Annotated in this window: 11 protein-coding genes and 1 pseudogene; 6 read left to right on the top strand and 6 right to left on the bottom strand. The window is 72.0% G+C overall.

Features of this window, described 5'->3' with window-relative positions:
* Positions 1-338 precede the first annotated feature (338 nt).
* Entirely contained in the window at positions 339-851 is a 513-nt protein-coding gene (gene msrA, locus ACIP67_RS32040) for a peptide-methionine (S)-S-oxide reductase MsrA (RefSeq protein WP_401696412.1), read from the bottom strand.
* Positions 852-1,035: 184 nt separating this feature from the next.
* Positions 1,036-1,488 (bottom strand): DUF5707 domain-containing protein, encoded by a 453-nt coding sequence (locus ACIP67_RS32035; protein WP_401696411.1) that lies wholly within the window; start codon positions 1,486-1,488, stop codon positions 1,036-1,038.
* 481 nt (positions 1,489-1,969) lie between these two features.
* Between ACIP67_RS32035 and ACIP67_RS32030 the strand changes: the two genes are divergently transcribed.
* The 5 genes from ACIP67_RS32030 (at position 1,970) to ACIP67_RS32010 (ending at position 8,021) form a co-directional block, all read left to right on the top strand.
* Positions 1,970-3,157, top strand: a complete 1,188-nt coding sequence (locus ACIP67_RS32030) for a globin domain-containing protein (protein WP_401696410.1) — start codon at positions 1,970-1,972, stop codon at positions 3,155-3,157.
* Positions 3,158-3,194: 37 nt separating this feature from the next.
* Positions 3,195-3,839, top strand: coding sequence for a pyridoxamine 5'-phosphate oxidase family protein (locus ACIP67_RS32025; RefSeq protein ID WP_401696409.1), 645 nt, complete (start codon positions 3,195-3,197; stop codon positions 3,837-3,839).
* 315 nt (positions 3,840-4,154) lie between these two features.
* Entirely contained in the window at positions 4,155-5,765 is a 1,611-nt protein-coding gene (locus ACIP67_RS32020; RefSeq protein WP_401696408.1) for an alpha/beta hydrolase, read from the top strand.
* A 156-nt stretch (positions 5,766-5,921) separates the two neighbouring features.
* Complete coding sequence (locus ACIP67_RS32015; protein ID WP_401696407.1) at positions 5,922-7,124, top strand: MFS transporter; 1,203 nt, start codon at positions 5,922-5,924, stop codon at positions 7,122-7,124.
* Between the two features lie 105 nt (positions 7,125-7,229).
* On the top strand, positions 7,230-8,021 hold the full coding sequence (locus ACIP67_RS32010) for a Type 1 glutamine amidotransferase-like domain-containing protein (protein WP_401696406.1): 792 nt from the start codon (positions 7,230-7,232) through the stop codon (positions 8,019-8,021).
* Between the two features lie 157 nt (positions 8,022-8,178).
* Here ACIP67_RS32010 and ACIP67_RS32005 read toward each other — a convergent pair whose 3' ends face one another.
* Complete coding sequence (locus tag ACIP67_RS32005) at positions 8,179-9,231, bottom strand: NAD(P)-dependent alcohol dehydrogenase (protein ID WP_401696405.1); 1,053 nt, start codon at positions 9,229-9,231, stop codon at positions 8,179-8,181.
* Positions 9,232-9,399: 168 nt separating this feature from the next.
* Here ACIP67_RS32005 and ACIP67_RS32000 point away from each other — a divergent pair, with 168 nt between their 5' ends.
* Positions 9,400-10,356: a helix-turn-helix domain-containing protein gene (locus ACIP67_RS32000; RefSeq protein ID WP_401696404.1), complete on the top strand. Its 957-nt coding sequence runs from the start codon at positions 9,400-9,402 to the stop codon at positions 10,354-10,356.
* Positions 10,357-10,620: 264 nt separating this feature from the next.
* Here the strand turns inward: ACIP67_RS32000 and ACIP67_RS31995 are convergent.
* From ACIP67_RS31995 to ACIP67_RS31985, 3 genes and pseudogenes are all read right to left on the bottom strand, one after another.
* Positions 10,621-11,295 (bottom strand): annotated as a pseudogene (locus ACIP67_RS31995) (ABC transporter ATP-binding protein); the annotation flags it as partial.
* 63 nt (positions 11,296-11,358) lie between these two features.
* Positions 11,359-12,849, bottom strand: a complete 1,491-nt coding sequence (locus ACIP67_RS31990; RefSeq protein WP_401696403.1) for an ABC transporter permease — start codon at positions 12,847-12,849, stop codon at positions 11,359-11,361.
* A 145-nt stretch (positions 12,850-12,994) separates the two neighbouring features.
* Positions 12,995-14,257, bottom strand: coding sequence for an Ig-like domain-containing protein (locus ACIP67_RS31985; RefSeq protein ID WP_401696402.1), 1,263 nt, complete (start codon positions 14,255-14,257; stop codon positions 12,995-12,997).
* Positions 14,258-14,791 lie beyond the last annotated feature (534 nt).

Below are 14,791 nucleotides of genomic sequence, written 5' to 3'. Positions count from 1 at the left end.
GCCACGCTGAGGCACGGCGTCCCTGCCCCATTGTCGGCCTGCGTCCCTGCCTCACTGAGGGACGACGCCCCTGCCCACCCCGACGGCCGGCGTCCCTGCCCCGCTTCCGGCCGGCGTCCCTCCCGCACCGAGGCCCGGCGGACACGGGCGTCGACCGGGCGCGGCCGACCTTCACTGGCTCGCGGAGAAACCCGGGCTCACCTTGCCGCCGGGCCGGGTACGGCCGACCCGGCCACGGCGAGCGCACCCGGCCCCGGCGAGCGAACGTTCCGCCGGGCCGCCTCGCGGTCAGCCCGGGCGGTCTCGCGGTCGGCCCGGGCGGTCTCGCGGTCTCGCGATCAGCCCTCCGCGCGGGCGGGCAGCCGCCATCCCGGGCGCGGGAAGTGGCAGGTGTAGCCGTTCGGGTAACGCTGAAGGTAGTCCTGGTGCTCGGGCTCGGCCTCCCAGAAGGGGCCGACGGGCTCCACCTCGGTGACGACCTTGCCGGGCCACAGTCCGGAGGCGTCCACATCCGCGATCGTGTCCTCGGCGATCCGCTTCTGCTCGTCATCCACGTAGTAGATCGCCGAGCGGTAGCTGAGGCCGATGTCGTTGCCCTGGCGGTTCTTGGTGCTCGGGTCGTGGATCTGGAAGAAGAACTCCAGGATCGCGCGGAAGTCGGTCTGCGCGGGGTCGAAGAGGATCTCGATGGCCTCCGCGTGCGTGCCGTGGTCGCGGTACGTCGCGTTCGGTACGTCACCCCCCGTGTATCCGACCCGGGTCGCCGTCACGCCCGGGAGTCGGCGGATCAGCTCCTCCATCCCCCAGAAGCATCCGCCGGCCAGCACGGCCCTCTGCGTCTGCGCCGCCATCACGGCCCCTCCAATGTCTGTCAGCTCGGTTCGGGCTGCTCGGCTCGCACACCACCGGCATCCACCTGTACACCGTCTTCAACGCGGGAGGGTTCCCAGCGATTCCGTGCGCACAGGGGCACAGCGGCACAGCGGCACAGGGCCGCGGCGGCACAGGGGCACGGATCGCAGCGGCGGGTCCGGGTCAGCCGACGGTGAAGTCGGCCGCCTCGGTGTCCAGGGTCGTGGTGCCGTCGTGCGCGGTGGCCAGGACGGCGACGTGCCAGAGACCGCTCGGGGAGGACGCGGCGTCGGAAGCGGTGACCTCGACGGTGTAGGTGCAGCGCGCGGTGTCCTCCCCGGAGGGCTTGCAGACGGCCGACTCCACGGCGGCCATGTCCTCGGCGGTCAGCTCCTCCTCGGCGAGGGACGAGCCCTCCGGCCATGCCAGCACCTTCACGGTCTTGACGCCGGAGGACGCCGTGACGTCGGTGACGAAGGTCAACGAGCCGGCGCGGTCGCCGTCGGGAGCGGTGTAGCGGACGGTACTGTCCGCCAGCGCCGGCGGCTGCTCCCCGGCGTGGGCGAGGGCGAAGGCACCGGCACCGCCGAGGGCGACGACACCGGCGGCCACGGACAGGGCAATACGTCGGGACATGGGATTCTCCGCAACTGTCTCAGCTGGATCGGGCCGGCGCCGTTCGACCGCGCCGCTTCCCCGATGCTCGCCGCGCAAGGGCCCGCCGGACATGAGCGCCCGTACTCAACCCGGTCTGAGCAGGCCGACCGGATCGCCCTCGCCTCCCCGTCCGGTCGGGGCACTCCGACAGGACCGCAGCAAGGGATCACAGTTACTTCTGCGTCACCCGTGCGGTCATGTAGCGTCCGGAGCCGTTTGATCCGTTTCTCTGCCGCCGCTCCTGATGAGGACTCATGCCCGCCTGTGCAGACACCCCGATCGCCGCGCCGCGAAGAAGCGCCCCCCTGAGCGGTGCCGCCCCGCGGTCCGCCGACGGGAGAAGATCCCGGACGACGGACGGGGAAGCGCCGGCCCGTTGAGATTCCGGTTCAGCCGCTCGAGCAGCGCATCCGCGCCCCCGTCTCCGGAGCACTCGGCGCCCGCTCCCACGGCACACGCCGTGGAACCCGAGGCCGTGGAGCCCGAGTTCCTGGAACCCGAGGCCGTCGAGCCACCTCTGTCGGCCCACGAACAGGCCCTCATACGTGCCTCCGTCGCGGTGGTCGAGCCGTTCGCCGCGGAGATGACGGTCTACTTCTACGCGATCCTCTTCGCCCGGTATCCCGAGGTCCGTCCCCTGTTCCCGCAGGCGATGGACGCCCAGCGCGGCCGCCTGCTGCGCGCGCTGCTGCGCATCGTGGAGTTGGTCGACGCCCCTGAGAGCCTGGTGCGCTTCTGCGGGCACCTCGGACGCGATCACCGCAAGTTCGGCACGCTCAGCGCGCACTACCCGGCCGTGGGCGAGTGCCTCCTCGCCTCCCTGGCCCACTACGCCGGCCCCGCGTGGACCGCGGAGATCGCCGCCGCCTGGACCAAGGCGTACGGCACGGTCGCCGGCGTCATGATCAGTGCTGCCCAGCAGGACGAGGCGGTTCGGCCCGCCGTGTGGCCCGCCACGGTCGTCCACCGTCTCCCGCGGGGACACGGCATCGTCGAGATCACCGTGCGCCCCCACATGCGGTACGAGTACGCCGCCGGACAGTACGTGAGTGTCGAGACCCCTTGGTGGCCGAAGCTGTGGCGCTCCTACTCGCCCGCCAACGCGCCCCGTGAGGACGGCACCCTCACCTTCCACGTGCGCGCGGTGCCCGGCGGCTCCGTCAGCGGCGCGCTGGTGCACCGGGCCCAGGTGGGCGACGTGATCCGGCTGGGCCCCCCGCTCGGCGACATGGTGCTGGACGCCGCCGCCCACAGCGACCTGCTCCTCGTGGCCGGCGGCACCGGTCTCGCCCCCATCCGCGCGCTCGTCGAAGAGGTCGCCCGGCGCGGCGGGCACCACCAGGTCGACCTGTTCCTCGGCGCCCGGACCAGCGCCGAGCTGTACGGGGTCGACGACATGCTGCGGATGGCCCAGCGGCACCACTGGCTGTCCATCAGAGGTGCCGTGTCCCAGGAGTACATCCCCGGGATCAGGGGGTCGCTGCCGGACGTCCTGGCCGAGTACGGGCCGTGGTACCAGCACGACGCCTACCTCAGCGGCCCGGCCCGGATGGTCGTCGCCGCGACGAAGGCGCTCACGCTGGGCGGCACCTCGCTCGACCGCATCCACCACGACCCGTTCGAGACGCCCGTCCTGTCCATTCCCTGAGCCAAGCGCTTGCCCGTCCCGCCAGGAGAACGCCCCCGTGACCTTCCCTCAGCCGCCCTTCGGATCAGCAGGTGAACACCGGCTGCAGCAGCAACTGGGCACCGCCGACCGCGCCGCCCGGTTCTACGACCAACAGGTACGCCCCTGTCTCACGCCCGAGATGCGGGACTTCATCGGCCGCCAGGCCATGGTCTTCCTGGCCACCGCCGACTCCCGCGGAGAGTGCGACGCCAGCTTCCGCGCCGGACCGCCGGGATTCGTCCACGTGATCGACGACCACTCGCTCGCGTATCCCGAGTTCCGCGGGAACGGTGTCCTCGCCAGCGCCGGGAACATGACGGAGAACCCCCACCTCGGCATGCTCTTCGTGGACTTCACCCACCACCACGTCGGACTTCACGTCAACGGCACGGCCCGGCTGTACACCGACGCGGCCCTGCGTTCCCTCCATCCCGGCCTGCCCACCGACGTCGCGCCCGGGCGCAGCCCTGAGATGTGGGTCCACCTGAGCGTCGAGGAGGCCTACATCCACTGCTCCAAGTACATACCCCACCTGGAACCGGCCCCCCGCCCCACCGGCCATGACCCCGCGCGGGCCAGGGACGCGGAGTACTTCACCGGGCCCCGGCACGGCGCCGGCCGAATCCCGCGCGCACAGAGCGCCGTCCAACGGCCCGGGTGACGCGACAGCGGTGTCTCCGGCCGCTTACGCGGATCGACCGCCCCGGACTCCGCCCGGCCGCCGAGGACGTCCCCTCAGGCCGGTCCGGGCGGGGGCGGCCGATCGGACGCGCCACGCACCCGCCCGACCCGGTTCACGCCTTCGGCCTACTCGAACCATCCATTGAGCACAGTCTGTGATGACCTGATCACAGGACGGAGCGCGGTGGTGGGAACCGCCCGGACCGTCCCGGCACGGGGGTGACCTCGGGCCCGTCGTGAAGCCTCACCCGGCGGGTCCGGACCGCTCACATGGGCGCACGAGGAAGGCATGGCGATGACCGCTGCACGAGCCACTGACCGCACACCCCACGTCGACCGAATACGCAGGCGGAGGCTGCGCGACAGGGCGGCGCTGCTGGGTGCCTGCGGGCTGCTGCTGACCGCCCCGTACGCCGCCTGGCCCGGAGAGGCCCCCGCCATGACGCGGACGGCGAAGGCGGACGGCAACGGCACCGACACCGGCAACGGCACCGCCACCGACGCGGCCGTCCCGCCCGGACTACGGCGCTACCACCAGCAGAAACTCCTGTGGGAGCCCTGCCCCGGCTCCCCTTCGTTCCAGTGCACCACCATGAAGGTGCCGTTGGACTACACCCGTCCGGACGCGGGCGACCTCCTCCTGAAGGCCACCCGGAAGAAGTCCACCGGCACCGGCACACGGCTGGGCTCGCTGCTGGTCAATCCCGGCGGACCCGGAGCGTCCGCCATCGACTTCCTGGTGGGCGGCGGCGCCGACCGCTTCTCCCCGGCCGTGCGAGCCGCCTACGACCTGGTCGCGCTGGACCCGCGCGGCGTGCAGCACAGCACCCCGGTGGACTGCGGCACCGACACGTCCACGAGTTCCTCGGGGGTCGGCCGCCACCTGTCGGTCGACTCGGCGGAGTTCGCCGCCCATGACGCGGCGTACGAGCAGTTCACCACCGCGTGCGCACGACACGCCGGACGGCTGCTCGCCCATGTCGGCACCCTGGACGCGGCCCGGGACATGGACCTGTTCCGTGCGCTGGTGGGCGATGACCGGTTGCACTACGTCGGCTTCTCCTACGGCACCTACCTGGGTGCGACCTACGCCGACCTCTTCCCGTCCCGGGTGGGCCAGATGGTGCTCGACGGTGCCGTCGACCCCTCCGTCGACGGGTACCAGGACGTCCTGCAGACCGCGGCCGGCTACCAGCAGGCCTGGGAGTCCTTCGCCACCGCATGCGCCGCCCGCACCGACTGCCCGCTGGGGCACTCCGTCGAGGAGATCAGCCGCGGACTGGACACGCTCCGGCGTTCCCTGGACCGCGTTCCCCTGCGACAGGGCAAGGACATCTCCGTCTCGGGGGACGAGCTCCTCATCGCGATCACGACGGCGCTGAGGACCCCCGAGTGGGAGCTGCTGCGCACCGCGCTCCGGGAAGTGCTGGCCGGTGACACCACCGCGCTGCAACGACTCCTCGGCTCCGCGGTGGACACAGCCAGCAACGCCACCGACGCGTTCTTCGCCATCAGCTGCCTGAGCGCCCCGCTCGCCCCGCGGTTCACCTCCGCGGAGGTCCAGGCGGCGCTGCCGCAGTTCCTGCGCACCTCGCCCCAGTTCGGCAGGTTGTTCGCGACGCCGCTCATGCAGTGCGCCCACTGGCCCGTCCCGCCGGCCCAGCCCTCACGCACCGTCTCCGCGCCGGGTGCCGCCCCCATCCTGGTCGTCGGCACCACGCGCGATCCCGCCACCCCGTACTCCTGGGCCAAGGCGCTCGCCCGCCAGCTCTCCTCCAGCCGTCTGCTCACCTACGACGCCGACGGGCACGCCGCCTACCACCGCGGCAACGCCTGCGTCGTCACCGCCGTGGACCGCTATCTGACACAGGGCCAGCTCCCGCCCACCGGCACGATCTGCACCTGACAGAACACCACCGCCCGCCGGCCCGCCCCGGGAGGAGACGCAGGGGGGCCGTGACCTGACGGACCCCCTGGTCCGCTGTCCGGCGTCCCCGGCTCTCCCGCACCGCCGGGCACGCCACACCTTTGCGCGGTGGTGTGCGGGGTTACGGTCGGCGGCATGAACGGTGATCGTCGAGGGTGGCGCCAGTGTCTGCTCGCCGGGGCGGTGTTCGCCGTGTGCATGGCCGGGACCACGCTGCCGACCCCCCTCTACGGCCTCTACCAGGAGAAGTTCGGGTTCTCCGAGGTGACGGTGACCGTCGTGTACGCCGTGTACGCCTTCGGGGTCATCGGCGTGCTGCTGCTGGCCGGGAACGCCTCGGACGCCGTGGGCAGACGGCCGGTGCTGCTGTGGGGACTGGGGTCCGCGGCGGCGAGCGCCGTCTGTTTCCTGTATGCCACCGGGCTGGACTGGCTGTACGCGGGGCGGCTGCTGTCGGGGCTGTCCGCCGGGCTGTTCACCGGAGCCGCCACCGCGTACGTGATGGAGTCGGCGCCCCGCGGCGGCGCCTCCCGGGCCACGTTCGTGGCGACGGCCGCCACCATGGGCGGCCTGGGCTGCGGTCCGCTGCTCGCCGGGGTGCTCGCGCAGTACGCGGCCCGGCCGCTGTACCTGCCGTTCGCCGTGCACCTCGTCCTGGTGGCCGGGTCGGCCGCGATCCTGCTGCGCCTTCGGGAGACCGTCCGGGAGCGGCGGCCGCTGAGCGCGGTACGCCCGCAGTGGCCGACGCTGCCCCCGCAGGTGCGGGCCGTGTTCGGGCCCGCGGCGATCGCCTCGTTCGTCGGGTTCGCGCTGTTCGGGGTGTTCACGTCGGTCAGCCCGGCGTTCCTCGCGCAGTCGCTGGGCGTCGGCAACCACGCGGTGAGCGGACTGGTCGTCGCGCTGGCCTTCTTCGCCTCGACCGCCGGGCAACTGGCGGTGGGCCGGGTCGGGGCGGGACGCTCGCTCCCGCTCGGCTGCGCCGGCCTGCTCGCCGGGCTGGCGCTGCTCGCGGGCGCACTGCGGTGGGATCTGCTGCCGCTGGTCGTGCTGAGCGCACTCGTCGGCGGTGGCGGGCAGGGGCTGGCGTTCCGCGGCGGGCTGTCCGTGGTCGCCGGGGCGTCTCCCGAGGACCGGCGCGCGGCGGTGATCTCGACGCTGTTCGTGGTGGCGTACGCGGGGATCTCGGTCCCCGTCATCGGTGTGGGCGTGCTGACGGTCCCGCTCGGCCTGGAGGGTGCGGGGCTGGTGTTCATCGCCTGCATGGCCGTCCTGGTCTCGGTCGCGGCCGTCTACCTGCTGCGCCGGCCGGTACGGGGTGCGGGCGCACCGGCGCGGTGACCTCCGCCGCAGGCCGTCACCCCCGGGAAATACCCGAGCGGCCGGGCCGCCGGTCGTGCGTTACTTGGCCGCGGACAGCGGACGACCGGCCGGAGGGGCACACCCGTGAGCAGCCACAGCACCATCAGGAGCGGCAGGAACAGCGGGAGGGACGACAGGGCCGGCGGTGAGGTGTTCCTGATCGGTGGCGGGCGGGACGAGTCCGTCGCCGAGGTCGTGTACGGGCCGTTCCTGCGGGCCGCCTCGGTACCGGTGCCGCGCGTGCTGTGCGTGCTGGTCGACGAGGGTGACGGGGCGGAGCAGTTCGCGCGGTACGACGCGCTGCTGCGGAAGGCCGGTGACGGTGTGCCCGTGCCGCTGCTGGTGCCGGTCGGGGAGCCGGTCGGGCTCGGGGCGCTGTCGGACGACGTGGACGCGGTGTTCGTCTGCGGCGGGCTGACGCCGGCGTACCAGGAGGCGCTCGCCGGGTGCCGGGACGCGCTGGCGGCGCTGGTCGCCGAGCGGGGCGTTCCGTACGCCGGTTTCTCCGCCGGTGCCGCGGTCGCGGCGCGGGACTGCGTGGTCGGGGGGTGGCTGGTCGACGGGGTCGCGGTGTGTCCGCCGGAGACCGCGGAGGACCTGGAGGAGGTGGAGGTGCGGCCGGGACTCGGGCTGGTGCCGTTCGGGGTGGACGTGCACGCGGCGCAGTGGGGGACGCTGCCGCGGCTGGCCGCCGTCGTCGCGGACGGGCGGCTCGCGCACGGCGTCGCCGTCGACGAGCACACCGTCGTACGGGTCTCGGGGGACGGTACGGCCCGGGTCGCCGGGCGGGGGCGCGCCCATTCCGTGCGTCCGGCGCCGGGGGGCGGGGTGCTCGTGCGGTCCTACGGCGCCGGGGAGGCCTTCACCGCCCCGTAGGGCCCCGGCGCGGTGCGCTGCCGGGGCCCCCGGGCGGTCGTCCCGGTGTCGGCCGGCCGTTCGCCCGTGCTCGTCGTACGGGCGTACGGACATCCGGGCGTCCCGGCGTCCCGGCGTCCCGGCGTCCCGGCGTCCCGGCGTCCCGGCGTCCCGGCGTTCAGATGGTCGCCGTGTCGATCACGAACCGGTAGCGCACGTCGCTGACGAGCACCCGCTCGTACGCCTCGTTGATCTCGGACGCGCCGATCAGCTCGATCTCCGCGCCGAGGCCGTGCGCGGCGCAGAAGTCCAGCATCTCCTGGGTCTCGCGGATGCCGCCGATGGAGGAGCCGGCCAGGGTCTTGCGGCCGCCGATCACCGAGAACAGGTTCAGGGCGACGGGCTCCTCGGGCGCGCCGACGTTCACGAAGGCGCCGTCCGTGCGCAGCAGGGACAGGTAGGCGCCGAGGTCCAGCGGGGCGGAGACGGTGGACAGGATGAGGTCGAAGGTGCCGGCCAGCTTCTTGAAGGTCTCCGGGTCGCTGGTGGCGTGGTAGTGGTCGGCGCCCAGCTTCAGGCCGTCGTCCTTCTTGCGCAGGGACTGGGACAGGACCGTCACCTCGGCGCCGAGCGCGTGCGCGATCTTCACGGCCATGTGGCCGAGGCCGCCCATGCCGAGGACGGCGACCTTCTTGCCGGGTCCGGCGTTCCAGTGCCGCAGCGGGGAGTAGGTGGTGATGCCGGCGCAGAGCAGCGGGGCGGCGACGTCCAGCGGCAGCGCGTCGGGAACGCGGACGACGAAGTTCTCGTCGACGACGATCTTCTGCGCGTAGCCGCCGTAGGTCGGCTCGCCGTTCTTGTCGAGGGCGTTGTAGGTGCCGACGCTGCCGCCGGTGCAGTACTGCTCCAGGCCCGCCCGGCAGTTGTCGCACTCCCGGCAGGAGTCGACGAGGCAGCCGACGCCCACCCGGTCGCCGACGGCGAACTTCGTCACGCCGGGGCCGACCTGCGAGACGACGCCCGCTATCTCGTGGCCGGGCACCATCGGGAAGATCGCCTTGCCCCAGCCCTCCCGGGCCTGGTGGATGTCGGAGTGGCAGATTCCGGAGAACTTGATGTCGATCAGTACGTCGTGCTCGCCGACCGCGCGGCGCTCGATCGTGGTGCGCTCCAGCGGAGCCTTGGCGGCGGGGGCGGCGTACGCGGCGACGGTGGTCGTGCCCGTGGTCATGCGGGGGTCTCCTAGCGGGTCGTACACCCGGCCCGCGATCGGACCGGGTACGGCGACCAGCCTGCCGTCCCGCACGACGGCCGCCCAGCCCCCGCCTGTGCCTACGACCACGGTGCGTACCACTGGCAGGGTCAGGATCGCGTGCGTACGACCAGGAATACTGGACGCATGGACGTACAGCCCGAGCCCGAACCCGTGCCGAGGACCGGCGCGCCCGGCGCACCCGGCGTGGCCGGCGCGGGTCTGGACCGGCGTGCCGAGCTCAGCGAGTTCCTGCGCACCCGGCGGGCCCGGCTGAAGCCGGAGGACGTGGGGCTGCGCGACTTCGGGCGGCACCGCCGGGTGCCGGGGCTGCGGCGCGAGGAGCTGGCGCAGCTGGCCGGGGTGTCGGTGGCGTACTACACGCGCCTGGAGCAGGGCAACGGGCGGAACGTGTCGGCGGAGGTGCTGGACTCCATCGCCCGCGCGCTGCGGCTGACGGACGCCGAGCACGCGCACCTCACCCACCTCGCCAAGCCCAAGCAGCACAAGAAGAAGCCGGCGGCGCGGGCCCGGCAGGTGCGGCCGGCGCTGCGGCAGCTGCTGGACGTGATGGACGGGGTGCCCGCGTACGTCGTCGGACGGCGGGCCGAGATCCTGGCGTGGAACCGGATGGCGGCGGCGGTCTTCGGGGACTGGTCGGAGCTGACGGACGCCGAGCGGAACTGGGCGCGGCTGGTGTTCCTGCGGCCCGACTACCGCGAGCTGTTCGTCGACTGGGAGCAGAAGGCGATCGACATCGTGTGCGCGCTGCGCATGGACGCCGGGTGCTATCCGGACGACCCCCGGCTGTCGGCGCTGGTGGGCGAGCTGTCGGTGAAGAGCGAGGACTTCCGGCGGCTGTGGGCGACGCACGACGTCAAGGAGAAGAGCCACGGGGTGAAGCTGCTCCGTCATCCGCTGGTCGGGGAGCTGTCCCTGAACTTCGAGGGATTTCGGCTCGCGGGCGACGGTGAGCAGTCGATGGTGACGTACCACGCGGAACCGGGATCGCCCTCGGCTCAGGCGCTGCGGCTGCTGGCGAGCTGGGGAGCCGACGCGACGAAGGCGGGGGCGGGCACGGGGTCCCCGGCGCCGTCCGCCTGACCGGCGGGGGACGGGCACCGGCACCGGCACCGGCCGCATGACCGCACCCCCGGAGCCGAAAGGCCGCCGGGGGTGCGGGAACGGTGCCGGTGCGGAACGCACGGCGCACCCGAAGGGGCGGGACCGATGGACGCGCCGCCGGCCCCGCCGCGAGGGACGCGACCGATGTCAGGAGGCGGCGGCCTTCTTGGCGTCCTCGTCCGCTGCCGTGCCCTGGGCGCTCTCCTTCACCGTGCCCTTGGCCTTCTCCGCGCCGGCGGCCTTGGCGTTCTCCTTCACCGTGATCTTCCCCTTGCGGATCGTCGCCAGGCGCGGGGCCTTCTTCGCGATGGACGAGTCGTGGGTGACCATGATGAAGGTGAGCCCGTGCTCCTTCCACAGGGTCTCCAGCACGTCCATGATCTCGTCGCGCATCGACTCGTCGAGGTTGCCGGTGGGCTCGTCGGCGAGCAGCACCTTCGGCTGCTTCACCAGCGCGCGGGCGATCGCCACGCGCTGCTGCTGTCCGCCGGACATCTCGCCGGGCAGGTGCCCGAGCCGCTCGCCGAGCCCGACCGACCGCAGCGCCTCGGCGGCCCGCTCGCGCCGCTCGCGGGTCTTCACGCCGAGGGGGACGAGGGCGGTCTCGACGTTCTCCTGGGCGGTGAGCGTCGGGATGAGGTTGAACGACTGGAAGACGAAGCCGATGTTCTCGCTGCGCACCTTCGTCAGGCGGGACTCGGAGAGCTTGGCCAGGTCGGTGCCGTCGAGGACGACCTCGCCCTCGGAGGGCCGGTCGAGTCCGCCGAGCATCTGCAGCAGCGTCGACTTGCCGCCGCCGGTGGGCCCCTGGATGACGAGCCGGTCGCCGTCCGGGATGGTCAGGTCGACGCCGTCGAGGGCGTGGACGGTCTCCTTGCCGCGTGTGTAGCGCTTGGTGACGCCTCTGAGTTCGTACATGGGTCAACTCCTGGGGTGGGTGAAGGGGGTGCGGTGGCGGCGCCGGCTGCGCGACGCGGCGTGCTACTCGACGCGGCGCAGCGCGTCGGCCGGCCGCAGCCGGGAGGCCCGCCAGCCACCGAACGCCCCCGCGATCAGCCCACCGGCCACGGCGAGCGCGACGGCGATCGCCACGGTCGTGACGCTGACGGGCGCGGTGAGCGCGACGTCGAGCGTCTGGGAGGCCGTCTGCCGGCCGCCGCCGCCCATGCCGCCACCGGCGGGGCCACCGCCCATACCGCCACCGCCGCCCATGCCGCCACCGCCGCCGGAACCCAGCTGGGCCTGGAGGGTGGGGCTGATGGCCGTGACGACGTAGGCGCCCGCCAGGCCGAACGCGATCCCCAGCGCGCCGCCCAGCAGCCCGTTGACCATCGCCTCCCCGACCACCTGGCGGGTGACGCGCCCGGACTTCCACCCGAGCGCCTTGAGCGTGCCGAACTCCCGCACGCGCCGCGAGACCGCCGAGGAGGTCAGCAGACCGGCCACCAGGAACGCGGCGATCAGCACCGCGATGGACAGCCACTTGCCGACGCTGGTGGCGAGGGAGGACGCCGTGGAGAGGGAACCGGAGACGGTGTCCGCGAGGTCGGCGGAGGTCGTCACCGTCGTACCGGAGACGTTCTTCTGGATCGCGGACTTGACGCTGTCGATCTTCTGCGAGTCGGTCGCCTGGACGTAGATCGTGGTGACCTTGTCCTTCGAGTCGCTGAGGGTCTGAGCCTGCGTCAGCGGGATGTAGACGTTGGCGGCGGAGTCGCCGCTGTCGGCGGTGGCGATGCCGATCACGCTGAACTTGACGCTCTTGATGGTGACGGTGGAGCCGACCTTGAGCTCCTTCTCCTTGGCGTACGCCGAGTCGACGACCGCGACCTTGCCGTCGGTCTCCGTCGTCTTGAAGGTACGACCGCTGGTGATCTTGGAGGAGGTCAGCGGGCCGAGCGCGGGCTCGGCGACGTCGGTGCCGTAGACGGAGTAGTTGTTGACGTCGAAGTCGGCGCCGCCGCCCTGCACTTCGCCCTGCGGCTGGCCGGAGCCGCCGCCGTTGCCGCCCGGACCGCCCTGCTGGCCGCCGCCGTTGCCGTCCTGCTGGAACTGGCCGCGGGTGAACTGGCCGCTGACCTTGATGACTTGCAGGCTCAGTCCGCCGACCGCGTCGGCGACGCCGTTCTGCTTGCCGACCTTGGTGACGGTCGAGGTGGACAGGGTCTGGAAGCCCTGGACCATGACGCGGTCGCTGCTCTGTTCCTCGTCGGAGCCGTCCTCCTGCGCGTCGAACTGGAAGCGCGGGCGCTCCGAGGAGTTCGCGGTGGGGGCGGCGGCGGCCTTGGTGACCGTCATGTCCGTGCCCAGGCCGTACAGGGACTGCAGGACCTTGTCCTGGGCCTTGCTCATGCCGGCGGACACGGAGGTGACCACGATGACCAGCGCGATACCCAGCGCGAGCCCGGAGGCGACGACGAGGGCCGCCTTTCTGCGGCGGCGCAGTTCGCGCCTCAGGTAGGTGAAGAACATGCGCCGCAAGCTAGGGACAGACCGTGATGAAGGGATAAGGCGAATATAAGAGAACGATGAGAAGGCTGTGAACAACCCCGGAAACACCGGTGCCGCCCCTGGGGGCGGCACCGGAAAGCTGTGAATCGGCCGGGGGCCGGGCGGGTCAGACGGCCGAACCGGCCTTCCACTGCGCCCAGTCCATGTTCCAGCCGTTGAGGCCGTTGTCCGGGGAGACGGTCGTGTCGCCGGTGTTCTGGACGACCACGACGTCACCGATGATCGAGTTGTTGTAGAACCAGGCGGCCGGCGTGCTGTCGTCGTCGGCGCCCTTGGTGTCGGACAGGCCGACGCAGCCGTGGCTGGTGTTCACCGAGCCGAAGATGGACTTCGCGCCCCAGTAGTTGCCGTGCACGAAGGTGCCGGAGGTGGTCAGGCGCATGGCGTGCGGCACGTCCTTGATGTCGTACTCGCCCTTGCCGTCGTCGTCGGTGAAGCCGACCGTCGCGCCGTTCATCCGGGTCTCCTTGAACTTCTCGGAGATCACCATCTGGCCTTCGTACGTCTTGTTGTCGGGCGAGCCGGCGGAGATCGGGATGGTCCGGACCGTCTTGCCGTCCTGCGTGACCTTCATCTGCTTGGTCTTCGCGTCGACGTACGTGACCTGGTTGCGGCCGATCGTGAAGGTGACCGTCTTCTGCTGGACGCCGTAGACGCCGTCGGCGCCCTCGACGCCGTCGAGCGCGAGCTTCAGCGTGACGGTGGAGTTCTCCTGCCAGTACTCATCGGGGCGGCAGTCCATGCGCTGGGTGTTGAACCAGTGGCAGACGACCTCCTGGCCGCTGCTGGAGCTGACCGTGATGCCCTTCTGGACGGCGGCCTTGTTGGTGATCTCCTTGTTGAAGTTGATCGACACCGGCATGCCCACGCCGACGGTGGAACCGTCCTCCGGCGTGAAGTTGCCTATGAAGCTGTTGTCGGGGGAGACCGTGGTGAAGGACGCGTTCTCGTGGGCCTCGCGGCCGTCGGAGTCCTTCGCGGTCGCCGCGAGCTTGTAGGTGGTGGAGCGCTCCAGCTGGTCGCTGGGCTTCCAGGTGGTCTTGTCGGCGGAGAGCTCGCCCGCCACGGCGGTGCCGTCGGCGGTGGTCATCGTCACCTCGGTGAGCGTGCCCTTGCTCACCGTGACGGCCGCCGAGTTGTTGATGGAGGCGTTGTCCGAGCCGTCCGCGGGCGTGATCTTGATCTGGGCCTCGGAGGCCTTCTGGGCCGCCGCCTCGTCGGCCTGGGCCTGCGAGGAGCTTCCCGCGCCGTCCGAGGCGCTGCTGTCGCCACTGGAACACGCGGTGAGCACCAGAACACCGCCGAGCAGTGCGGACGCGGTCATCAGACCCCTGCGCCGCCTACTGTCCGTCATCACACGCTTCTCCATCGTTGCCGAAATCCCGAACTACCCCGAGGGTCCCCGTTTAAAAAGCCTCAACGCCCCGACCGGTTCGTCCCGTTCCACATTTCCCCGATGTGTGGGCCACACCACGTCCACGGCGGCGGTGGCCCGCCCGGGACCCGCGGCGCGGTGTCGGTCGGCGCATCATCCTGAGGCACATTGCTCGGGGCGCATTGCCTGAGACGACGGAACCCCGGGCGCGGTTGCCGTCCGGAGTCAAGAATTCCCCGATACGCCCCACCGATGCCACCCGTGCGGCCACCACCGTCGGTGTCCGCCCCGTCGTCCGCCCACCATCATCCTCGGCCGGGCCCCCGCAAGGCGAGTCAGAGGCATGATCGATCGGTGCGCGGGGCCGGGAGAGTCGGTGAAGTCCGGCCCCCGGCACCGCGCTGACCAGCCCGTACGGAGCGGTGGGGGCACCGGGCCCCGCCGCGGTGTCTTCGGTCACAGCGGCCGGCGCATTCCCGCACCGATGCGAAATCCGTGTGAATCAGGACATATCTGGGCGCTTTTTCG

Source organism: Streptomyces sp. NPDC088812, assembly GCF_044750285.1.
Classification (GTDB): Bacteria; Actinomycetota; Actinomycetes; order Streptomycetales; family Streptomycetaceae; genus Streptomyces.
Note: the sequence above shows the minus strand (reverse complement) of the source record. Positions and strands in the feature narration are given on the sequence as shown.

Coding starts and splice junctions, on each gene's coding strand:
- msrA (WP_401696412.1), bottom strand. CDS start 851: ATGGCGGCGCAGACGCAGAGGGCCGTGCTGGCCGGCGGATGCTTCTGG.
- ACIP67_RS32035 (WP_401696411.1), bottom strand. CDS start 1,488: ATGTCCCGACGTATTGCCCTGTCCGTGGCCGCCGGTGTCGTCGCCCTC.
- ACIP67_RS32020 (WP_401696408.1), top strand. CDS start 4,155: ATGACCGCTGCACGAGCCACTGACCGCACACCCCACGTCGACCGAATA.
- ACIP67_RS32015 (WP_401696407.1), top strand. CDS start 5,922: ATGAACGGTGATCGTCGAGGGTGGCGCCAGTGTCTGCTCGCCGGGGCG.
- ACIP67_RS32005 (WP_401696405.1), bottom strand. CDS start 9,231: ATGACCACGGGCACGACCACCGTCGCCGCGTACGCCGCCCCCGCCGCC.
- ACIP67_RS32000 (WP_401696404.1), top strand. CDS start 9,400: ATGGACGTACAGCCCGAGCCCGAACCCGTGCCGAGGACCGGCGCGCCC.
- ACIP67_RS31990 (WP_401696403.1), bottom strand. CDS start 12,849: ATGTTCTTCACCTACCTGAGGCGCGAACTGCGCCGCCGCAGAAAGGCG.
- ACIP67_RS31985 (WP_401696402.1), bottom strand. CDS start 14,257: ATGGAGAAGCGTGTGATGACGGACAGTAGGCGGCGCAGGGGTCTGATG.